Source organism: Xenorhabdus sp. SGI240 (assembly GCF_040081915.1).
Taxonomy (GTDB): Bacteria; Pseudomonadota; Gammaproteobacteria; order Enterobacterales; family Enterobacteriaceae; genus Xenorhabdus; species Xenorhabdus bakwenae.
The window spans coordinates 17,024-39,691 of record NZ_JBEBMB010000001.1 but is presented as its reverse complement, the minus strand read 5'-3'; the positions used below and the strand labels follow the sequence as shown (position 1 = coordinate 39,691).

22 protein-coding genes and 2 pseudogenes are annotated in these 22,668 nt (G+C 43.0%); 14 read left to right on the top strand and 10 right to left on the bottom strand.

Annotation, left to right across the window (positions count from 1 at the left end):
• Positions 1-94: 94 nt before the first annotated feature.
• The 5 genes from rng to mreB form a co-directional block, all read right to left on the bottom strand.
• Positions 95-1,564, bottom strand: coding sequence for a ribonuclease G (rng, locus tag ABLA76_RS00130; protein WP_047768722.1), 1,470 nt, complete (start codon positions 1,562-1,564; stop codon positions 95-97).
• Entirely contained in the window at positions 1,561-2,148 is a 588-nt protein-coding gene (locus tag ABLA76_RS00125) for a Maf family protein (protein WP_348986394.1), read from the bottom strand. Before ABLA76_RS00125 ends, rng begins: the two co-directional genes overlap by 4 nt.
• 77 nt (positions 2,149-2,225) lie before the next feature.
• The gene (mreD, locus tag ABLA76_RS00120) at positions 2,226-2,714 is read right to left on the bottom strand and encodes a rod shape-determining protein MreD (protein WP_348986393.1); all 489 of its coding nucleotides are present in this window, start codon (positions 2,712-2,714) and stop codon (positions 2,226-2,228) included.
• Positions 2,711-3,712 carry a rod shape-determining protein MreC gene (gene mreC / locus ABLA76_RS00115; RefSeq protein ID WP_348986392.1) on the bottom strand — a complete coding sequence of 334 codons (1,002 nt, stop codon included), beginning with the start codon at positions 3,710-3,712 and terminating at the stop codon, positions 2,711-2,713. Before mreC ends, mreD begins: the two co-directional genes overlap by 4 nt.
• Before the next feature lie 108 nt (positions 3,713-3,820).
• Entirely contained in the window at positions 3,821-4,864 is a 1,044-nt protein-coding gene (gene mreB / locus ABLA76_RS00110; protein WP_047768715.1) for a rod shape-determining protein MreB, read from the bottom strand.
• A gap of 567 nt (positions 4,865-5,431) precedes the next feature.
• On the opposite strand from mreB, the gene ABLA76_RS00105 reads away from it, so the two are divergent.
• The 9 genes from ABLA76_RS00105 to fis all read left to right on the top strand — a co-directional run bounded on the left by ABLA76_RS00105 (position 5,432) and on the right by fis (position 13,139).
• Positions 5,432-6,406: an oxidoreductase gene (locus tag ABLA76_RS00105; protein ID WP_348986391.1), complete on the top strand. Its 975-nt coding sequence runs from the start codon at positions 5,432-5,434 to the stop codon at positions 6,404-6,406.
• A gap of 155 nt (positions 6,407-6,561) precedes the next feature.
• On the top strand, positions 6,562-7,014 hold the full coding sequence (gene aroQ / locus ABLA76_RS00100; protein WP_047768710.1) for a type II 3-dehydroquinate dehydratase: 453 nt from the start codon (positions 6,562-6,564) through the stop codon (positions 7,012-7,014).
• Between the two features lie 27 nt (positions 7,015-7,041).
• Positions 7,042-7,488, top strand: a complete 447-nt coding sequence (gene accB / locus ABLA76_RS00095) for an acetyl-CoA carboxylase biotin carboxyl carrier protein (RefSeq protein WP_348986390.1) — start codon at positions 7,042-7,044, stop codon at positions 7,486-7,488.
• 13 nt (positions 7,489-7,501) lie between these two features.
• Positions 7,502-8,851 carry an acetyl-CoA carboxylase biotin carboxylase subunit gene (gene accC, locus ABLA76_RS00090; RefSeq protein ID WP_047768706.1) on the top strand — a complete coding sequence of 450 codons (1,350 nt, stop codon included), beginning with the start codon at positions 7,502-7,504 and terminating at the stop codon, positions 8,849-8,851.
• A 130-nt stretch (positions 8,852-8,981) separates the two neighbouring features.
• Complete coding sequence (locus ABLA76_RS00085) at positions 8,982-9,224, top strand: YhdT family protein (RefSeq protein WP_047768703.1); 243 nt, start codon at positions 8,982-8,984, stop codon at positions 9,222-9,224.
• Positions 9,214-10,659 (top strand): sodium/pantothenate symporter, encoded by a 1,446-nt coding sequence (gene panF / locus ABLA76_RS00080; RefSeq protein ID WP_348986389.1) that lies wholly within the window; start codon positions 9,214-9,216, stop codon positions 10,657-10,659. Before ABLA76_RS00085 ends, panF begins: the two co-directional genes overlap by 11 nt.
• Before the next feature lie 26 nt (positions 10,660-10,685).
• Positions 10,686-11,567, top strand: a complete 882-nt coding sequence (gene prmA / locus ABLA76_RS00075; RefSeq protein WP_348986388.1) for a 50S ribosomal protein L11 methyltransferase — start codon at positions 10,686-10,688, stop codon at positions 11,565-11,567.
• A 284-nt stretch (positions 11,568-11,851) separates the two neighbouring features.
• On the top strand, positions 11,852-12,835 hold the full coding sequence (gene dusB / locus ABLA76_RS00070) for a tRNA dihydrouridine synthase DusB (protein WP_047768699.1): 984 nt from the start codon (positions 11,852-11,854) through the stop codon (positions 12,833-12,835).
• A 7-nt stretch (positions 12,836-12,842) separates the two neighbouring features.
• Positions 12,843-13,139, top strand: coding sequence for a DNA-binding transcriptional regulator Fis (gene fis, locus ABLA76_RS00065; RefSeq protein WP_010847912.1), 297 nt, complete (start codon positions 12,843-12,845; stop codon positions 13,137-13,139).
• Positions 13,140-13,344: 205 nt separating this feature from the next.
• Here fis and ABLA76_RS00060 read toward each other — a convergent pair.
• Positions 13,345-13,801 (bottom strand): annotated as a pseudogene (locus ABLA76_RS00060) (phage portal protein); the annotation flags it as partial.
• Positions 13,802-13,839: 38 nt separating this feature from the next.
• A pseudogene (locus ABLA76_RS00055) lies at positions 13,840-13,947 on the bottom strand (type VI secretion system tube protein Hcp); the annotation flags it as partial.
• Between the two features lie 708 nt (positions 13,948-14,655).
• Between ABLA76_RS00055 and ABLA76_RS00050 the strand changes: the two are divergent.
• Both ABLA76_RS00050 and ABLA76_RS00045 read left to right on the top strand, forming a co-directional pair.
• Entirely contained in the window at positions 14,656-16,047 is a 1,392-nt protein-coding gene (locus ABLA76_RS00050; protein ID WP_348986387.1) for a hypothetical protein, read from the top strand.
• A 24-nt stretch (positions 16,048-16,071) separates the two neighbouring features.
• Positions 16,072-16,866, top strand: coding sequence for a sulfite exporter TauE/SafE family protein (locus ABLA76_RS00045; RefSeq protein ID WP_348986386.1), 795 nt, complete (start codon positions 16,072-16,074; stop codon positions 16,864-16,866).
• Between the two features lie 227 nt (positions 16,867-17,093).
• Here ABLA76_RS00045 and ABLA76_RS00040 read toward each other — a convergent pair whose 3' ends face one another.
• Together ABLA76_RS00040 and ABLA76_RS00035 are read right to left on the bottom strand one after the other, a co-directional pair.
• Positions 17,094-17,501: a carboxymuconolactone decarboxylase family protein gene (locus ABLA76_RS00040; protein ID WP_348986385.1), complete on the bottom strand. Its 408-nt coding sequence runs from the start codon at positions 17,499-17,501 to the stop codon at positions 17,094-17,096.
• Positions 17,498-18,709: an MFS transporter gene (locus ABLA76_RS00035; protein WP_348986384.1), complete on the bottom strand. Its 1,212-nt coding sequence runs from the start codon at positions 18,707-18,709 to the stop codon at positions 17,498-17,500. Before ABLA76_RS00035 ends, ABLA76_RS00040 begins: the two co-directional genes overlap by 4 nt.
• A 145-nt stretch (positions 18,710-18,854) precedes the next feature.
• Here ABLA76_RS00035 and ABLA76_RS00030 point away from each other — a divergent pair, with 145 nt between their 5' ends.
• On the top strand, positions 18,855-19,766 hold the full coding sequence (locus ABLA76_RS00030) for a LysR family transcriptional regulator (RefSeq protein ID WP_348986383.1): 912 nt from the start codon (positions 18,855-18,857) through the stop codon (positions 19,764-19,766).
• A 96-nt stretch (positions 19,767-19,862) separates the two neighbouring features.
• Here the strand turns inward: ABLA76_RS00030 and ABLA76_RS00025 are convergent, their stop codons facing one another.
• Complete coding sequence (locus ABLA76_RS00025; RefSeq protein WP_348986382.1) at positions 19,863-20,750, bottom strand: LysR family transcriptional regulator; 888 nt, start codon at positions 20,748-20,750, stop codon at positions 19,863-19,865.
• A gap of 95 nt (positions 20,751-20,845) precedes the next feature.
• Here ABLA76_RS00025 and ABLA76_RS00020 point away from each other — a divergent pair, with 95 nt between their 5' ends.
• Together ABLA76_RS00020 and ABLA76_RS00015 are read left to right on the top strand one after the other, a co-directional pair.
• On the top strand, positions 20,846-22,213 hold the full coding sequence (locus ABLA76_RS00020) for an MFS transporter (RefSeq protein WP_047768284.1): 1,368 nt from the start codon (positions 20,846-20,848) through the stop codon (positions 22,211-22,213).
• Positions 22,192-22,596, top strand: coding sequence for a hypothetical protein (locus tag ABLA76_RS00015; RefSeq protein WP_348986381.1), 405 nt, complete (start codon positions 22,192-22,194; stop codon positions 22,594-22,596). Before ABLA76_RS00020 ends, ABLA76_RS00015 begins: the two co-directional genes overlap by 22 nt.
• Positions 22,597-22,668: the final 72 nt, after the last annotated feature.

The window sequence follows — 22,668 nt, the reverse complement described above, 5'->3', positions numbered from 1 at the left end:
GTTGCAGCGCTATTTCTCTGCAAGCCAGTTTTCTACAAACTGTCTTCTACAGACTCGCTTTTACAAACTAGCTCTTACAAATTAACTGAGTGTGTTACATCATAATGATGTCAAATTTCTCCTGACTGTAACGCGGTTCCGTCTGCACTTTGACCTGTTTACCCACAAAAATTTCCACCTCGGCCAATGCGTGGGACTCATCCCCATTTAGGGCATCACTTACGGCTGGCGAGGCATAAACCAGAAAACGAGTGGCATCAATTGCATGGTTGACGCGTACAATTTCACGCAAGATTTCATAACAGACGGTTTCGACGGATTTTACCGTGCCACGCCCCTGACACGTTGGACAATGATCACACAAAATATGTTCGATACTTTCCCGTGTACGCTTGCGCGTCATCTCCACCAAACCCAATTGTGAAAAACCATTAATGGTGGTTTTCACCCTGTCTTTGCTTAATGCCTGTTCCAAGGAAGCTAATACACGGCGACGGTGTTCTTCATTACCCATATCAATAAAATCAATGATAATGATCCCCCCCAAATTACGCAGCCTTAATTGTCGGGCGATCGCCTGTGTTGCTTCGATATTAGTATTAAAGATAGTCTCATCTAAGTTGCGATGCCCAACAAAAGCACCGGTATTAATATCAATTGTCGTCATGGCTTCTGTCTGATCAATAATCAGATAGCCGCCTGACTTTAATTCCACCTTACGTTCCAGCGCCCGTTGAATTTCATTTTCCACGCCGTACAAATCAAATATCGGTTGATTTCCCTGATAATGTTCCAGTTTAGCGTTCATTTCAGGAATATATTCATCAATAAATTCCTGCAATTGGAGAAATGTTTGGTGGGAATCGACCCGAATGCGATCAAGGGAAGCGCCAACAAAATCCCGTAACACACGTTGCGCCAGCGCTAATTCACCATAGACCTTGTTTTTGGTGATATTGCGTTTCTTACGTTCAATCACTTTACTCCACAGGCGCTTTAAAAATGCCGCATCTTGTACCAGCTCTTCTTTTCCCACCCCTTCAGCGGCCGTGCGGATAATAAACCCCCCATACTCATCACAATACTCCGTAACGATGCTTTTCAGGCGCTCACGCTCTTCTTCGCTCTCTATGCGCTGTGAAACACCAACATGCGATGCTCCCGGCATAAACACCAAATAACGTGACGGTAAGGTAATATCCGTTGTCAAACGGGCACCTTTTGTCCCCAGAGGATCTTTCACTACCTGAACCAGTAAATCCTGCCCCTGACGCACCAATTCAGCAATATCCCTGACATGAAAATTTTTCCGCTCTTCACCGGCAATACATTCCGTATGGGGCACAATATCCGAAGCGTGCAAAAAAGCGGCTTTCTCCAGCCCAACATCGACAAAAGCCGCCTGCATACCCGGTAAAACCCGACTCACACGCCCTTTGTAAATGTTTCCGGCAATGCCCCTTTTGGCTTCCCGCTCAATATGAATTTCTTGTAAGATACCGCCATCAATATAAGCAACCCGCGTTTCGGACGGTGTTATATTGACTAATAACTCTGCTGTCATGAATAGTCCTTCCCATCAGCTAACGCTAAAAATCGTGTGATTAATTCATACGTTTCCACCAGTGGTAAGCCGACAACAGCGTGGTAACTGCCATTAATTTTTCTGACAAAACAACCGCCTTTACCTTGAATGCCATAAGCGCCGGCTTTATCCATTGGCTCCCCAGTGGCAATATATTCCTGTATTTCCCGTTGGGACAACTGGCGGAATATCACATCTGTAATGACTGTCTCACACAAGGTATGTTGATTGTTCGATAAAGCAACAGCCGTCATGACCTGATGGCACTGACCAGACAAAGCGTTAAGCATTTCCACAGCATGTTGCTGATTTCGCGGTTTTTCCAAAATTCGGTTATTCAATACAACAATGGTATCAGCCCCCAGGACGGGGTAAGCATGTGGTGCAATGGCTACGCCAGTCAGGGCTTTCTCTCTGGCTAATCGAGTAACATATTGCTGTGGAGACTCGCCTGCACACCATTTTTCTTCGACCTGAGATGCCAGGATTTCAAAATTAAAATCCAATAATTCCACCAGCTCCCGCCGTCTTGGGGAGCCAGAAGCTAAATAAATGGTTTTCATCGCGAATAATCCTTAGGAGTCTACTCATCAGCTATTTTTTGTTATATACCTTTGCTTTTTAAATACAGAAACCCACTTTAACGGACTGAAAATTGCCGACGGATTTTCCGCATTAATAAGAATAGCCAAGGCCAGAGAATACCATTGATCACCCCGCTCCAGAACACTTCAGGATGAAAGAGGGTCTTTAGTAATAGAGCATGGACCAGGAAAACACAGAGATTCATCAATGTCGAAAGACCGACCACAACCAGGGCTTGCTGCCAAAGCGCCATATTGCGGATAAGCTGGAATTTGAATGCAACCAGAAAACTGATAATGCTAAATGCCAGAGCATGTGCTCCCAAAACACTCCCGTGCAACAGGTCAGTAATAATCCCCAAGACAAAGCCAGTACCAACACTGACACGATGGGGAAGCGCAAGCAACCAATAAACTAAGCACAGCATCAGTAAGGTAGGCCGAAACATAAAAAACTGCTCCGGCCACGGCATAATCTGTAGCACTATTGCAATCAGGAAAGATAACCAAATGACCCAGCATCCTTGGCTATGATATTGACTCATTGACGATTTCCTGTAGCTGGTAATGACGGTTTTTCCGCTGCCGCTTCTGCTGATTTTGGTGCCAGCAACTGCGGTGACTCATTTGATGGATTTGGCAACACTTGCGGTAACATCTGCATCAGACGTTCATTAGCAGCGCGGTATACTTCCGAAGGCGGCAATGGTTCAGAGGGATCATTATCCCCTCCCCACAATAGGAGTAAATAGCGCAAGCGCCGCAATTCAGCCAACGGACGGGCACGAATGACCGTATGCGCCCGCTGGTTATCAATTTTGACAGAAGAGACGACAGCCACAGGATAACCTTCAGGAAAACGTCCTCCCAGCCCCGATGTCACCAATACATCACCTACGCGGATGTCTGTATCACTGGGTAAAGGCTCCAGCAGGAGATCATCCGTACACCCTGCTCCACCAGCGATAACACGAATGTCATTACGCAGCACCTGCACAGGAATTGCATGTGAGGGATCGCAAATCAACAATATCCGGCTGCTCAACTGGCTCACGGCTGTCACTTGACCCACAACACCGCGATCACTGATAACCGGCTGCCCTTCGTACACGCCATCCTTCGCCCCTTTATCAATGACAATTTGATCGCGGTATGGGTCCATTCCCCCGGAAATCACCTGCGATACCATCATGTGTTCATCATGACGCAGCGGCGACCCCAGCAATTCACGTAAACGGGAATTTTCTTGTTTCAGTTGCCCCAACAGCAGTAATTTACTGTCCTGTAAACGCAATTCATTACGCAAGGTGCTATTTTCCAGCTCAAGATGATTGCGACTCACGAAAGATTCCGAGATGCTGTCCAAAAACTGACGCGGCCCGTTGGCAAGAAAATAAAAAGGACTCACAGCCGTATCCATGTAGCTACGGACTTTATTGAAAATACCAAGGCGACTGTCTACCACCATCAAAATAATGGCAATAATGATAGCAAAAAAGAGTCGTAGTTGCAGAGAAGGCCCTCTGCTAAAAATCGGCTTCATAAATGGCGTATTGTCGAGCTGTGTTGTCTCATAAATGATAAAACTCCGGCACAATCAGCAAGGAGGTTCCAATCAAACACGTTCACCTCCCAGCTCACAGAGTTACTTTCAGTCTTCGCTGAACAGATCGCCACCATGCATGTCGATCATCTCCAGCGCCTTGCCACCACCACGGGCAACACAGGTCAGTGGATCTTCAGCAACAATGACAGGAATGCCGGTTTCTTCCATCAGCAAACGATCAAGATTACGTAGCAACGCACCACCGCCAGTCAGCACCATACCTCGTTCAGAAATATCAGAGGCCAATTCTGGGGGGCACTGTTCCAGCGCGACCATCACAGCGCTCACAATACCCGTTAATGGTTCTTGCAGAGCTTCAAGAATTTCATTGGAATTCAAAGTAAAGCTGCGCGGCACACCTTCGGCAAGGTTACGACCACGTACTTCAATTTCATGTACTTCATCCGTTGGATAGGCAGAACCAATGCCATGTTTGATACGTTCTGCCGTTGCTTCCCCGATCAGAGAACCATAATTGCGGCGAACATAGTTGATGATGGCTTCATCAAAACGGTCGCCGCCAATACGTACAGAAGAGGAGTAAACAACCCCATTAAGGGAAATAACAGCAACTTCAGTGGTTCCCCCACCAATATCAACGACCATTGAACCCGTTGCTTCGGAAACCGGCAAACCCGCACCGATAGCCGCCGCCATAGGCTCTTCAATTAAAAAGACTTCCCGCGCGCCTGCACTTTGGGCGGATTCACGGATGGCACGACGCTCAACCTGAGTCGCACCGACAGGCACACAGACCAACACGCGCGGACTTGGACGCATGAAACTGTTATTGTGAACCTGCTTGATAAAATGCTGTAGCATCTTTTCAGTAACATAAAAATCAGCAATAACCCCATCCTTCATAGGACGGATAGCGGCAATATTACCCGGAGTACGTCCCAGCATCTGTTTTGCTTCCAGCCCTACTGCTGCAACGCTTTTTGGTGAACCGGCTCTGTCCTGGCGAATCGCAACGACAGAGGGTTGATCCAATACTATTCCTTGGCCTTTGACGTAAATAAGGGTATTGGCAGTACCCAAGTCAATGGACAAATCGTTGGAAAACATGCCACGAAATTTCTTTAACATAACGAAAGGATAATCCTGCAAGCTGGGGACGGAGATTTTCCGTCTACTCTACCAACCACATGAAGCAGCGACAAGGCGCATAATTAACTACTTTTACTACTTCAATAAAAGTGGCCACGTTATTCACATCGGAAATACGATATTCTACGTTACTTTTCTCTAACGGAGCAGAAAAAAACTGCATAAAAATGGGTTAATTCAGCTAATACACCAAAAAACACCATGACAAAGAAAGTCCCAAGGCGAAATAGTTGATGAATTATAAAAACAATAGATGAATTTGGTGAGATATCACAACATTGTTGCCACCCATTTCTTCAGTCCATCAGGTTTTATCTATACTCGATAAACTTCAAGTTGCAATCCGCAAGACGACGCGAGGCCTTATATTTCCCCGCTTCGCGGGGAAATATAACACGCATCTTGAAGTTTGATTGGTATATATAGGCTTTATCTATATTGTAGTAACGCAAAATTGTAATGATGCAAAATTGTGGTAATACCCGCATCGTGGTAATGCTAAACAGGTAATAATGTCAGCCAGATACCTATCAAGAGAGGATTATCATGAAAGCTTTATTACTGGAACAACACGAAACATTATCAGCATCTATTCAAGATATTGATGTATCTCAATTACCCCCGGGTAATGTGGTTGTTGATATCCATTGGTCAACACTCAATTACAAAGATGCCCTTGCCATCAGCGGCAAAGGGAAGATTATCCGCCAATTTCCGATGGTGCCAGGGATCGATTTTTCGGGTGTTGTCCATCACTGCGAAGATCCCCGTTTTCACGTCGGACAACATGTTTTGCTGACCGGCTGGGGCGTGGGAGAAACGCACTGGGGTGGGCTGGCAGAACAAGCGAGAGTATCAGGTGAATGGCTAACCCCCCTACCACACGCACTAAGTCTCCGACAAGCGATGATCATCGGCACGGCGGGTTTTACTGCCATGTTATGTGTCATGGCGTTGGAACAAGGGGGCGTCACACCGGAAAGCGGAGAAATTGTCGTAACGGGAGCCAGTGGTGGAGTCGGCAGTACGGCAATAACCTTACTGTCACAATTGGGTTATTCCGTCACAGCAATTAGCAGCAAACCCGACAGTCAAGATTACCTGATCTCGCTGGGCGCTAAAGCGGTTTTGCCCGCCAGCGACTTCAACCAGCCATCACGTCCATTAGAAAAACAACGTTGGGCCGGTGTGATAGATACCGTTGGTGGCACGATATTGGCTACCTTGCTGGCACAAGTGCGTTACAACGGTACAGTCGCCGCCTGTGGCATGGCAAGCGGCAGTCAACTCCCCACCAGCGTCATGCCGTTTATTCTGCGTAATATTCGTTTACAGGGCGTGGAATCTGTCACTGTCCCGGCTTCGGAACGCCCTGCCATTTGGCAGCGTCTGCAAACGCTATTACCCGCTTCATTTTATCAGCAAGCCGCTAATGAAATTACATTAGAACAGGTGATCGAACACGCCAATAAGTTGATAAACAATCAAATTACAGGCAGAACCGTGGTGAAAGTGCGCTGATAAGACCAGTATTTAGCTGCTAAATGCCACGATATGTTTATAATGTCGGGCTTTATCGCCAAATTTACAATTCTAGCTATCAGAAAGAGATGACAAACCGTTGACATCGAGTTATCTTGGTCGATTGTTGACAGATTGCCGGAGATACCCGCACAATGGCAGACAAGTTTCGCATTTTACTCTTGAATGGCCCTAACCTGAACCTGTTGGGAACGCGAGAGCCAGAGACCTACGGCAAGTTAACGCTGGACGACATCGTTAACAGACTGTCAAAAGAAGCGCTACAATCGGGCGCTGAATTATCCCATCTGCAATCCAACGCAGAATCTGAACTGATTGAAAGAATTCATTCTGCGCGGGGCAATACGGATTTTATTTTAATCAACCCTGCGGCATACACGCATACCAGCGTGGCATTGCGCGACGCACTTCTGGCGGTAGGTATCCCATTTATTGAGATTCACCTTTCCAACGTGCATGCCCGCGAACCATTCCGCCACCATTCCTATCTTTCCGATATTGCCGTCGGCATCATCTGCGGATTGGGGGCGGATGGTTATAGTTTCGCATTACAGGCAGCGGTCAACCGCTTGTCAACATCCAACTAATTGACTTAAAAGTACGGAACCACACTCATGGATATTCGTAAGATAAAAAAATTGATCGAGCTGGTTGAAGAATCTGGCATTTCTGAATTGGAAATTTCTGAAGGTGAGGAGTCAGTGCGCATCAGCCGGATCACTACACCCGCAGCAGTGCCTGTAACTCAGCAATATATTTCTGCACCCGCCCAGCAGCCAGTGCAGGCCGCTGCGCCAGCCATCGCTGACAAACCGGCTGAAATCAGCGGCCACACAGTTCGCTCTCCAATGGTTGGTACGTTCTACCGTTCCCCCAGCCCGGATGCGAAAGCTTTCATTGAAGTCGGCCAGCATGTTAATCAGGGCGAAACCCTGTGCATCGTTGAAGCGATGAAAATGATGAACCAGATCGAAGCCGACAAAACTGGCGTAGTAAAAGCGATTCTGGTTCAGGACGGTCAACCTGTTGAATTCGACGAGCCATTGGTCGTCATCGAATAACAAGGCGCACCCCATGCTTGAAAAAATTGTCATTGCTAACCGCGGTGAAATTGCACTGCGTATCCTGAGAGCCTGTAAGGAACTTGGGATCAAAACTGTGGCTGTGCACTCTGCGGCAGATCGTGACCTGAAGCACGTCCTGCTGGCGGATGAAACCGTCTGTATCGGCCCGGCTGCCTCAGCGAAAAGTTACCTGAATATTCCTGCCATTATTTCTGCGGCGGAGATTACTTGTGCGCAGGCAATCCATCCGGGTTATGGCTTCCTGTCTGAAAACGCTGACTTTGCCGAGCAGGTCGAGCGTTCTGGCTTTATTTTCATTGGTCCGAAAGCGGACACCATCCGTTTGATGGGGGATAAAGTTTCCGCTATCAACGCAATGAAAAAAGCGGGCGTCCCTTGCGTACCTGGCTCTGATGGCCCATTGGGTGACGATACCGAGAAAAACAAGGCCATTGCAAACCGCATCGGCTATCCGGTGATCATCAAGGCCTCGGGCGGTGGCGGCGGTCGTGGGATGCGCGTCGTACGCTGCGACAAAGATCTGGAACAATCCATCGCCATGACCCGCGCAGAAGCCAAAGCCGCTTTCAACAACGACATGGTCTACATGGAGAAATTCCTTGAAAACCCACGTCACGTTGAAATTCAGGTTCTGGCTGATGGTCAGGGCAATGCACTCTATCTGGCTGAACGAGACTGCTCCATGCAGCGCCGTCACCAGAAAGTCGTGGAAGAAGCGCCAGCACCGGGCATCCCACCAGAACTGCGTCGCAGTATTGGTGAACGTTGTGCCAATGCCTGTATCGAAATCGGCTACCGTGGCGCGGGTACATTTGAGTTCCTGTACGAAAATGATGAATTCTACTTTATCGAGATGAATACCCGTATTCAGGTTGAACATCCCGTGACGGAAATGATCACTGGCATTGACCTGATCAAGGAGCAGCTGCGTATCGCCTCTGGTTTACCACTGTCTGTCAAACAGGAAGATGTCGAAATCAAAGGCCATGCGATTGAATGTCGTATCAATGCAGAAGATCCGAAAACCTTCCTGCCAAGTCCGGGCAAAATCACCCATTTCCACTCACCGGGTGGATTTGGTGTGCGTTGGGAATCCCATATCTATGCGGGATATACCGTACCGCCTTATTATGATTCTATGATCGGTAAGTTGATCACTTACGGCGAAACCCGTGAAGTGGCCATTGTGCGGATGAAGAACGCACTGGCTGAGTTGATCATTGATGGCATCAAGACCAATATCGATCTGCAACTGGCAATTATGGATGACGAGAACTTCCAGACAGGTGGAACCAATATCCATTATCTGGAGAAGAAACTCGGCTTGCATGATAAGTAAGGTTTCTTTGACGCTTATTTAGCATTTGTTGCTTTGAATAAAATCCCATCTTTTACAGGTGGGATTTTTTATAGTTTCATATGGCTAAAATTCCCCCCATATTGTTTCATGTAAATTACCCGGAGAACGAATGGACGGACGATTTGTTCAATCCCACAAAGAAGCACGCTGGGCGATATTCCTGACGTTGGCTTATCTTGTTGGCTGGCTACTGTGTGCTTATTTACCCAGTGATGCCACCGGTTTAACTGGATTGCCCCGCTGGTTTGAACTGGCTTGCCTGCTGCTACCTGCCTTATTTATCATCCTCTGCTACTTGATGGTGAAGTTTATATTCAAAGACATTCCACTGGAGGATAGTGATGCAAAGTGAAGTCATTCTGCCTCTCGTGGGATATCTGGCATTGGTTTTCATACTCTCAATCTATGCTTATCGCCGCCGACAAACCGGTGAATTCTTAAGTGAGTATTTTCTCGGCAGCCGTTCAATGGGGGGGTTTGTATTGGCAATGACCATAACAGCAACCTATATCAGTGCCAGCTCATTTATTGGTGGCCCTGGTGCCGCTTATAAGTATGGTATCGGTTGGGTATTGTTATCACTGATCCAACTGCCCGCAATATGGCTCTCACTTAGCGTACTGGGGAAAAAATTTGCGATCCTCGCCCGCCGTTACAATGCGGTCACCCTCAATGACATGCTATATGCGCGCTATCAGAGCCGATTTCTGGTCTGGTTTGCCAGTATCAGCCTGTTAGTCGCCTTTATCGGTGCCATGACAGTTCAATTCATTGGGGGTGCTCGTTTGCTGGAGACAGCCGCTGGTATCCCTTACGATACGGGATTGCTGATTTTTGGCGTTTCCATTGCCCTCTATACCGCATTTGGCGGTTTCAGAGCCAGCGTCCTCAATGATGCCTTACAAGGGCTGGTGATGCTGCTGGGAACGGCATTATTACTGACCGGTATTATCTACAAAGCCGGTGGATTGTCAGCCGCAGTGACGACACTGCGCACGATTGACCCCAATCTGGTTTCCCCTTATGGCGCTGATCATATCCTCACCGGGCCATTTATGGCGTCTTTCTGGGTACTGGTTTGCTTTGGTGTCGTTGGGCTGCCACACACCGCCGTGCGCTGTATCTCTTATAAAGACAGTAAAGCAGTTCATCGCGGTATTGTGCTTGGCACGATCATCATGGCATTCCTGATGTTCGGTATGCACCTTGCCGGTGCCCTTGGCCGAGCCATCATTCCTGATCTGACGATCCCCGATCAAGTGATCCCAACGTTAATGCTCACGGTACTACCTCCTGTTGCTGCCGGCGTTTTTCTGGCAGCGCCAATGGCGGCAATTATGTCGACCATTAACGCCCAACTGCTGCAATCTTCGGCCACTATCGTCAAAGATCTCTATCTGAATCTGTTTCCACAGCAGATCAGTCAGGAGAAAAAACTGTCACGTATCTCCAGCTACTCCAGCCTATGTTTAGGCGCATTACTGCTACTGGCAGCATGGCACCCCCCTGAGATGATTATCTGGCTGAACCTACTGGCATTTGGTGGACTGCAAGCCGTTTTCCTCTGGCCACTGGTTCTGGGATTATATTGGGAACAAGCCAATGCCCAAGGCGCGATCAGCTCAATGCTGGCAGGTGCGGCAAGCTATACCTTGCTGGCAACTTTCAATCTCCATCTTTTGGGTTTCCACCCCATTGTGCCATCGCTATTGCTGAGTTTACTGGCATTCTGGATAGGAAATAAATTCGGCGGGATTGGCTCTAAACGATTACCTTTCACACAATAACGTGATTCACAAAACGAGAATTTTTTATGCCTTGGATACAATTAAGATTAAACACCACGGGACAACAAGCGGAAGCGTTAGGCGATGAGCTTATGGCAAGTGGCGCAGTATCAATCACCTTTCAGGATAGCCACGATACGCCTATTTTTGAGCCTCTGCCGGGCGAAACGCGTTTGTGGGGGGATACCGATGTTATCGGCCTGTATGACGCTGAAATGGATATGAACGCGGTTGTCAGCCAATTGGAACAACGTCCACAACTGGGCAAAGGTTTTATCCACAAAATTGAACAACTGGAAGATAAAGATTGGGAGCGAGAGTGGATGGATAACTTCCACTCTATGTGCTTCGGTAAGCGTCTGTGGATCTGCCCCAGCTGGCGCGAAGTACCCGAACCCGACGCCGTCAATGTTATGCTTGACCCTGGTCTGGCCTTCGGAACGGGTACTCACCCAACGACCTCCCTTTGCCTGCAATGGCTGGATGGCCTTGACCTGACAGGTAAAACGGTAATCGACTTCGGTTGTGGCTCAGGCATATTGGCTATCGCAGCCCTGAAACTGGGCGCGAAACATGCCATCGGTATTGATATCGACCCACAAGCCATTCAAGCCAGCCGGGATAACGCTGAACGCAACGGTGTATCTGACCAATTAACCCTCTGTCTGTCTAAAGATCAACCTAAAGACCTCGAATGCGATATCGTGATTGCCAATATTCTGGCGGGTCCTCTGCGCGAACTCGCCCCTGTCATCGGCTCACTGCCTAAATCGGGTGGATTATTGGGCTTATCCGGTGTTCTGGCCAGTCAGGCGGAAGGCGTTGTTCAGGCCTATAACAATGAATTCATTATTGATCCGATAGCCGAACAAGAAGATTGGTGTCGCATCACAGGGATTAAAAAATAATCACCTAATGCCTATTGAAAAGCGAGATTATCCACTAAAATGATCACCCAGGAGGTTAATTGGTGGTAATCCGCTCTCTTTATGATTAGAAATATAAGTAATAACAAATTTCAGCAATAAAATGTAACTATTTGTTATTTAACAGTAATCAACCAAGTTTAAAAAAATCAACTGGAAAAAATCCGTTATAAATGTCGATTCGCTCAAAGTTTGGCCTTTCATATCTTGTGAAAAATGCGTAATATACGCGCCCTTAGTCACAGTTGACCACTCTTTCTTCGTCTATGCGTATCGGACAATACCAGTTGAAAAACTGTCTTATTGCAGCCCCTATGGCTGGCATAACAGATCGCCCGTTTCGATCTCTTTGCTACCAGATGGGTGCAGGAATGACAGTCTCAGAAATGCTTTCTTCCAATCCTCAGGTTTGGAAGACGGATAAATCACGGCTGCGTATGGTTCATAGCGACGAACCCGGAGTGCGTTCTGTACAAATAGCCGGTAGTGATCCCGATGAAATGGCGGCGGCAGCGAAAATTAACGTCGCTAATGGCGCTCAGATCATCGATATCAATATGGGGTGCCCAGCTAAAAAGGTGAATCGTAAGCTGGCAGGCTCTGCATTACTGCGTTACCCGCAACTGGTTGAAAAAATCCTGTCTGCGGTCGTCAATGCGGTTGATGTACCTGTCACTTTGAAGATCCGCACAGGATGGTCACCGGAAGAACGTAACTGTGTAGAAATTGCCCAATTGGCCGAACGTTGTGGTATTCAGGCTCTTACGATACATGGCAGGACGCGATCTTGCCTGTTTAATGGTGAGGCCGAGTACGACAATATTCGGACAGTTAAGCAGACTGTTGCCATTCCAATTATTGCCAATGGTGACATTACTGACCCGCTAAAAGCCAGAGCAGTGCTTGAATACACTGGGGCTGATGCCCTAATGATAGGCCGCGCTGCTCAGGGAAGACCCTGGATCTTTCGGGAAATCCAGCATTATCTGGAAACAGGAGAAGTGCTATCACCGATGCCACTTGGCGAAGTGCAGCACTTAATGAGCGAGCATATACGAGAACTGCATGACTTTTACGGTCAAGGCAAAGGAGTTCGTATTGCACGCAAGCATGTATCTTGGTATCTCAAGGAACATGCCCCTGATGACCAGTTTCGGCGCACATTCAACGCCATAGAGGATGCCAGCGAACAGCTGGAGGCGTTGAAGGCATACTTCGAAAATTTTTGCGTAAATAAAGAAAAGAGCTGACAGAACTATGTTCGAACAACGCGTAAATTCTGATGTACTAACCGTTGCTACTGTAAATTCACAAGATCAGGTAACTCAAAAACCTCTGCGTGATTCAGTTAAACAAGCACTGAAGAACTATTTTGCTCAACTGAACGGTCAAGATGTTAATGACCTGTATGAGCTGGTACTGGCTGAAGTAGAACAGCCACTGTTGGACATGGTGATGCAATACACCCGTGGCAACCAGACTCGCGCAGCCCTGATGATGGGAATCAACCGTGGCACTCTGCGTAAGAAACTGAAAAAATACGGCATGAACTAAGTTTCACTTAGTAACTTGTTGATAAATTGGCACTTTTCATTATATGGGAAGTGCCTTTTTATTTAATATTACCCCACCGATTACCCCACAGAAAAACCCTCAGCACAAAGACCCACAGAACAGCATGAGAACTAAAGAAAAATAAGAAGTGGACTTGTTATAGAGGTTAGTAAGTTAAAGGTTCTAACCGTGAAGAGATTGCGACGTATTCCATCCCGCCTTCAAGGATCGGTGTTTTCCCTGCATTGCGAGCGCCCTTGTAACGTTCGAGGGCTTCCAGCGCCTTAACGCCTTTTCGTACCATCTAACCAATCAGCGGATTTAATCACGCCAGCCGCCATCATTCCGTCTTTCATAATGCTTGCACCATGGCGTTGTTGTGCCAGTCCCAAGTCCAACGTTTCACGGCAAATGGTGACAGGGGAATGCCCCAAAAAGCCGTCTTCGGTGGCATAACGCAAATGCAGCACTTCTTCTTGCAGGTAAGTTTTGACCTTGCCGCTATAAGGTTCAGTGATGGTATAAGCGAACCGGTGATCGGATAACCGTTGAGGTACAATCGCTGACGGTGGGTAAGGGTGTAACGATTGTGGCTGTCCGTCTTTGTCCCAGACAATCACCGCATAGGCATTACCATTCAGTAAACAATGGCGCATCACTGATTCATCAGTCAGTTGCTGCATGATCTGCTTGTCTAGCAATTCGTTGCCATCGCTAACAGTGGCGAAGATTTATCAATGGGCTTGGTAAAGCTGACAGGGTGATGATGTGCGTTCTGGTCGCGGCTCATTGAATGGCTGATGTGTAGGAGGGACGAACAAGCGCAGCCCGTTGCCACCTTGTACACATGACGTGGAATGAAATCAGGACTTAGCTCAATCCCATCGGGTAAAAGACTAATTAATTTCATCACTTAATGGATAATTATTGAATATAATAATTATCCATTAAGTTTATTATTTACTTTTGAAACAGAAAACACTTTCAACTTAATCAAAATATTTTATTCTTATTGCCATATAACTTATAAAACAAATAATCACTATTAAAATAATTATCTATAAATAAAATAAACAAATGAAATCAAAAAAAATAAAAATCATATAAAAAGCAATATAAATATTTAGTAAAATGTTTTAAACTAAAAACATAAAATTTCAATATATTCAGAAAAAATCCATTTATGAACACTCAGTCTTTTAGAGAGAATTGTTGTCATCCAAAGAAAAATAATGATCAGATTTGTTTAATATTTAACCTTACAATATGATTGTTATTTTTTTGACCATATTATTTGTATAAGAGTTTAAATAACACCCTAATTGATCGCATTTTATTCCGGTTGCATTCTATAAAATAGAGTGATTTTTAATATATCGCTAAAGAATTGTGCTCTCCTCCTTCATTAAAAAAAGAGGGTCTGTATTTGACATATAAAAAAATAAATTCATTAAATTATTAAATTATTAAATTATTAATAATTTTATTTTTGTTGTTTAATTTATAAAGGAAATATATGAACAATAGATACAAAACAGTTGTTATTTTAGGGGCTGGGCCAATTGGATTATTTTCTGCTTTTAAAATATTAGAAAATAATTTTGCTGAAAATGTATTGATCTTAGATAAACGGTTAATTTCCGCTCACACACTTAAAGGGTGGGCAGAAAGATCAATGGTTGTACAATTCCATCGAAAGCTTTTTTCCCTCTCTCATATTCCAGAAATAATGCAGAATTGCCCTCATGGAGTACTTAAAGAAGATTATGAAGATAATCGGAGAAAATATAGTGATCTCGATCATATGAGCATAAAAAACATACAATCCACAATACTCGAAAATATAGAAAAGGATTACAAAGATCGTTTTTTTATGATGGGATTAAAAGATATATCCACTAATAATGATATTATTTCAATTTCTATTTTTTCAGATGAAAATAAGAATAACCATATTTTAAGGAATTTAAAACCAGAATTAATTGTAGATGCAACTGGCTATCACTCCGTCTTAATGAATAAAACAATAGGTATTCACTTCGAAAGTGAATATGAATATGGTTCAGCGCTAAAAATAACCTGGCCAGAACATGAAATGAACCATATTGAAAATAAAGAAACCGAATTCCATGACTGTCATGAAAATACAATCTTTTTTAGCGAAGGAAATTCATCTGTAGCTGAATTTTCATATCCTTCTGATAAATTTAGTAAATTTTTTGAAGAATGTGGGTATTCTATCAACCACATGAGTATTAAATTACCATTTCTAAAATTTGACAAAACACCTTTTTCAATAAAATTACCCCCATTCTTAGAAAAAATAACCTCTCTTAAGAAGGATCATTTTCTATATAAAAGAGCAATCGAATTATTCAATACAATTAGAAAAAATAAACTTATTGGTATTAATGGATTAGAATTCATTCATTACCTACAAGGTTTCAATTGGTCAGAAGCAGACAATCTTGCTTTAGTCATTCGCAAAATAATAGATAAAAGAGTGACTGTAGAAAACGCATATGCTAATCTTGAAGAAAATTGTTTAGATTTAACAAAGATTAGAATTACTTTTGTACCCTCCAGAGCTGAGAGGTGGTTATCAACAAATAAAGTAACAACAAAAATTAATCTTATATTTTCGAATGATAATGATACATTACTTAACCAAGCATGTTCTGTAACAGCCTGCGCTGTCGGAGATAGTCTCGCTAGCACGGATTTTAGGCATGGTCTTGGCATCAATCGAGGATTTCATACAGCAACGAGATTATTTCAAGATAAATTAGATCTAGAATTAGTCAGGCTTGAATTGATAAAAAATAGCTACTCTACGTTAGATGTTATAAGTGACAACTCGATATTTAACAGGGCTATTTCATGTCGAGATTGGCTTATTCTACAATAAACACTATTAATGCAAGGTACATGTATGTATATAGATATATTAATTATAATATCCGCATTTATTGGAAGTATTCTATCTGGACTTTTTGGTGGTGGTGCAGGCTTGATTTTTACGCCCACAATTTATTTATTTTTATCTTATACCAATCCACATTCTAGTTATATTATGCAAACCAGTATAACAACAATGATCGCTTCTTTAATGGTATCTGGTTTAGTTGCGATTGTTAAACATCATAAATACAATCATATTGATTGGCGTGTTCTAAAATGGTCAGCCCCACTGATTATAATGGGGTCAATACTCGGTTGCTTTGCTATGACTGTTGTTTCAAGTCAGTCAGTTATATATGTATTTTCTTTAGCAACACTAATTTTAGCCGTTAGATCAACACAACAAATTATTTCCAACAAATCGCAAGATAATATCAACAGAGATCTTGGTTGGTCATTCCGTTATATTGGTAGTGTTTTATTAGGGCTAATATCAACTTTATCTGGAGCCGCTTCATTTGTTGTACCTTATTATGAGCGCATCGGTTTAAACATTAAAAAAGCGATAGGCACAACAACTGTTGTAGTCTGGCTGTATTCTGTATTTGTACTCATTTTCATGATATCACTTGGCTTAAATCAAAATAATCTACCACCTGGGAATATAGGTTTTTTAAATTATAAGTACCTCTGGTTATTCATAATACCCACAATACCTGGGGCATTGTTGGGAGCAAAGTTGGCTAATATCCTTCCAGAAAGAAGATTAAAAATTTCTTTCACGATATTATTATATTTTATTGGGTTAAGTATGCTTTTCTCATAATATATCTCCTTTAGATGATTATTTTATTTATTGTGATTTTTGGCATTAGATAACCTCTATAGAATTAGAACAGGGCATGAATACATATTTTTAGTGACATTTTAAAGTTAAATGTTGATCAAAATATACTTCTGCCCTGTCCTTCAATCATAATGAAATTGCTACCTCTGATATTTTGATCATATAGCTTCTTCTATTTTAACTATCTGATTTAAAAAATAAAAAAATCAATCTCTTGATTCAGTGGGAAAACAGTTTCCTGTAGCGGAAATGGCAGAACGGTACGCCGTTAACCCATTCATACATGCAGGTACTCCTGCATAAATTGCCATCTGGATGACAACTTCCAGTAATTCCTCAGGTGTTACGCCAACATTAAGCGCCCCTCGCATATGTAACTCCAACTGTTGCGGGGCATTACCAAGACTGACTAAAGAGGCAACCGTGAGCATTTCACGGGTCTTAAGGTCAAGACCAGGGCGACCTACCACTGAACCAAATGCATAATCAGTCACCAGATAGGGTAAGTTTTCATCCAACTGTTTAAGACGATTGATGACTTTATCGGCGAGGCCATTTTCTAACTGATCCATAATGTCCCGACCATGATTTGTCAGCTCAATACCTTTTTTCATACCGCTTTCTCCGTTAATTTTTTACTGATGGAATGATGAGTAGGGATCGTTGAAATAATGAGTATGGACAGCGCGATTGCAGCACCAGCGGTAACAAAGAGTGCATGAAGTGACAAAGCGGAAACCATCCAAGCCCCCACTAAAGCACCAATACCGATTGCTCCGTTAAAAAACGAAACATAAACCGCAGATGCAGGAAACACTTCGTCACCGGCCAGACGGAGCACCCAAGTTTGTAACCCCACAAAAATTCCAGAAATTGCGACGCCCCATAAAACTATGGCTATCAGGATATCTGTGCGGGATAATAATTCTGCTCTGATACCCAAGATCAGAAGAACAATCCCGATAAGCAAAGCAGACAGTGTGACCGTCGTTTTAAGGTGCTTATCAATGATAATACCCGTCAGGAAATTACCGCCTAAACCTGCAATACCATAAATGAATAAGATTGTAGGGATGAAATCCTTCGAAAATATGGGTTGCGCATTGAGCCAGGGTTCGATGAAAGTAAACGCAGCAAAGTGTGCTGTAATAGCAAGTAATGTGGCCGCATAAATTTTCCATTGCATGGCTGAACTCAACACACTTTTTAAGGCGTTAATGCCAATCGTACTTTTAGTTGTCACTTTAGGAACAAGCAGCATGATGCCAAAGAATACAAGCACACTCAGCAATGCCATCAACCAAAATGCTTGACGCCAACCAAAATGCAAGCCTATGTAGTTAGACAAAGGGACACCCAATACGCTGGCGGCTGAAACGCCACCAAAGACAATGGATGTTGCGATACCCAGATACTTTATCGGCACCATTGCCACCGTTGTTGCTCCGATCATCGCCCAGAAAGCACCATGAGCCACAGAGCCAATGACACGAGCAACCAGCAGTACTTCAAATGAATCGATGGTTGCAGACAAGGTATTTGATACAGCCAAGATCATTGTCAGCGTTAACAACAGGATCTTTTTGGGGAAATTCCCCAGAAAAACAGAGGCCAAAAGCGCACTTAATGCCCCACCCCATGCGTACAGTGATACCGTCATCCCAATGCTGGATTCTGACGTATTAAGGCCATCTGCTATAGGTGTCAGCAGGCCAACAGGAGCCAGTTCAGTCGTCACAATAGTGAACGTTGATATTGCAAGAATAAACAAAGCTAACCATGTCCTAAACGACATCTCAGGACTTTTAATTTCTGAAGTCATAAATTACACCCTTTAAATAAATTCAACCCTTCAATATCAAAATACCACTATGAATTTTCATGAGAATTGTTCATTTTGTAATTCATTTTTGATATCAAGGGCCTTATTATTCAAGATGCCACTCAATGAATGGAATGGAGAATTTGTGGACAACCTACGTAGTAAGCTACCTAGCATAAAACAGTTACAATGTTTTTTAGCCGTTGCTCAAGAGCTTAATTTCAGAAGAGCAGCCGAAAGATTACATATGACACAACCTCCCCTGACTCGTCATATCAAATGTCTTGAAGAAACTCTTGGTTGTGATCTTTTTACCCGAAATACGCATAAAGTTCATCTGACAGACAATGGGCTGATGCTAGTTAAAAAAGCAACATACCTTATCAATGAACTCACTCTGTTTATGGATAAAATTAAAAATGAGGAAACTTATTTACGTATTGGGCTTACCAGCACTTTAAATTTTAATAATATCCCTGAGCTAAGTAATAAAATTAAAGCGCTTATGACAGGAGGGGAAATTGGCACATCACATCTGGTTTCTAGCCAACTCTTGCGTTTTCTCTCAAAAGAGAAAATAGATCTTGTTGTTATAGGAGAACAAAGTCTACATAATAAACATGATTTTCAATTTTACTGGCTCTATCGTGAACCTCTTCTGCTTGCATTACCGTCTTCTCATCCTGGCAGTTTGAAAGAAAAAGTGTCGCTTACCGATGTTGCCGATCTGTCTCTTTTTTGGTTTTCAAGAAACGCAAATCCCGTTTTTTACGACAAATGTGAAAGTTATTTTCAACAATTACCTTTCTTATTAAAAAGATGTCAGGAGCCTGATGATTCACTGGTCATGCTTTCCAGTATTGCAAGAGGGAAAGGAATGGCGCTTATGCCCCGTTCTATGTGTATCTCTAATCAAAAAGGGCTTTGTTACAGGGAATTAGATAAAGTTGCTGCTCAATCCTTAAATATTGATATCTATGCAGCCATTCGTAAGAATGAATCCAGAGAAGTCGTTATCAATGGCTTAAACCGTTTACTCAATGAAAAAGAAGTTTAGGTTATATTTTTAATTGAAGTGATCAATAAAAATTGATCACTTCAAATTGAGCAAGGCACAAGATTGAAAACAGGTACAAACTTTGGTTTCTCTTACTCACATGACCAAATTTTTTAATAGGTAATCTATAAAAAGACGGTTCTTACGTTGAAGTTGTACATTATTTGGAAATACAACCGTTATTTCCTGTTTGGGTAGATGATATTCTGGGAAAAGCGCTACCAGAGTACCAGACGCTATATCCTCATTGACAAGCCATTCGGGTAATATAGATACGCCTAAACCAGATAGAGTCAGTGAACGAATGGCAGAGGAATTATTTGAGGCATATTTAATTTTTCCACGGATGATAAACCTGGGATGAATAGGATGTTTTAATTCCCATTGGGTTGGGTTTTGTAGATTCGTGTTGGCAATCCAGTCCACTTTATTCAGCTCCATCGGTTCACTAATAGGGTTGCGTTCTAACCAATGTGGAGCTGCAACTAATTTAATTTTAAAAGTCGCTAACTGCCTGCTTTTCAATGTTGAGTCATTTAATGTCCCCAAACGGATCGCAAGATCAATTCTCTCGGTAATTAAATCATTTAAGGCTGAGTCAGCAAAATAGCCAATTTCCAGTTGAGGATGGATTTCACAAAATTGACTGATTAAAGGAAGCAGAAATTTTTCACCAAATTCCACTGTTGAAGTAATTCGTAATTTTCCGGCTAAGGAGTGATGCCGTTCCGCAACATTATCGAACGCAACCTGAATGTGATGAAATATTTTTTTAAAATCTTCATAAAATTCTCTCCCCGCTTCTGTTAATGCAATACCACGAGTATTACGCACTAACAATGGTACGCTTAAAGCTTCTTCCAGTGCTTTCACATGAATGCTGGCGACAGCTTTGCTGATAAATAAAGTTTCAGCTGCGCGGGTAAAAGAGCCGCATTCTACCACCGTAAGGAAAGTTTGTATCCGATTAAGATGAGGTTGCATTTTTATTGTTAAATATAATTAAATTAAGTGTTTAAATTAAATGAATAGACTAACTAAGTCAATGGTCATTAAACTTCCTGAATGGGGGTAAAATAATGAGTTATCGCTATCGTATCGCATTAATATTTTTGCTTGGTTTCTTTATTGATTGCATCAATATTTTTATGTCGGCAATTGCTTTGCCTGATATTGCCGATCAAATGTCTGTTTCTGAATCTCGCGTAGCCTGGGTATCCAATAGTTATATTCTGGGTTTGACACTCATTATACCTATTAGTAGCTGGTTGGCTGAACGTTTTGGCACACGGCAAATTATGGCAGCTTCAATGCTACTTTTCTCTATAGCTGCTCTGTTTTCTGGCCTGGCGGAACATTTCTATGATTTAGTATTGTGGCGCTTTATTCAAGGATTGGGAGGCGGTTTGTTGATTCCGGTCGGGCAAGCGTTAACCTTTGGGTTGTTTAAAAAGCATGAACGGGCAAAAATCTCGACACTGGTTATGGCTGTTGCACTCATTGCACCGGCTATTTCCCCGGGTGTTGGAGGTGCTATTGTTGATCACTATAGCTGGAGTTGGGTGTTTCTTAGCAATATCCCTTTCAGCTTGCTAGCATCCATTCTTTCACTGATTTGGCTGCGTAATGAAACAATTTCGGCTCAAAAACCTGATCTGAAGGGATTGTTATTGGTTAGTTTAGCATTGGTATCTTTACTATCAGGACTTTCTATGTACGCTGATGCAACCCAGAAATGGCTGCCAATTATCTTCCTGACCAGTGGCGCTTTTTTTACTCTGTTTTATATACGACATTACCATCGTGTACAAAATGCTATTCTGGATCTGTCTGTAATAAAAAATACTCGTATGCGTATTTCCGTGTGGATTTATCACTCAATTCCAGGCGTATTTACCGGCGTTAATCTGTTGAATATTTTTTATCTACAACAACAACTGGGATGGTCAGCGGAAAAAACCGGCTCTCTCATGATTTTATATGCGATTGGTGCATTGGGTGCCATATTAATATGTGGACGAATGTATAACCGTTGGGGTGCTCATCGTCTATTTTTATGTGGGATTGTACTTCATGCTATTGGTATTGCTTTCTTAGCTACCATTAATCATGCAAACGATGTACCAGGTTTGATTGGCGCGTATTTGCTGATGGGAATTGGTGGAGGCATTGGGGCTAACACTGCACAGACCACTGCGCTAATGGATTTTGCCAATGAAAAATTATCTCGAGCCAGTGTGATTTGGAATATCAATCGTCAAATGTCATTTAGTATTGGCACGGCGTTATTTACTATGATTTTTAATTTATTACAGCAAGGATCTATTTCTGCTAATGCGTATCACCTGACTTTTATCCTTGCAGCGATAATCGGTTTATTACCTTTAATGAGTCTGCATAATTTAAAAAAACATTCGGAGAACCTATGCGAAAAGAAAAAGAGTTAATTGCCTGCCAAAGTGTTATTGAAATTCATCAATGGATTGAAAATGTTTTCACCAATAAACAGGAGAAAAATTCTGACTCATTGCATAAACTACTCAATAGTTTTACCCCTGATTTTACTATGACCACTTTGGCCGGTCAGCATGTCTTATTAAATCAAGTAAAAGAAATGTTTGTTAATAGCATTGGTTCCAGACCAAATTTAAAAATTGAAGTTGATAACTGCACTGTGATCGCATTCAGTGCAGAATATGTTTCGGTGCGTTATCGTGAAAAACAGACCAAAGATGGAAATACGAATTATCGTTGGTCACTGGCAATTATTTCATTCGATAATTCCCACCCTCAATGGCGTTATTTACATGAAACAATGATTTCAGAATGAAACTCGGCTCAGTCATGGCTGAATATCAAATTATTCAAGTACATTAATATCAAACAAAAACAGGCGAGACCA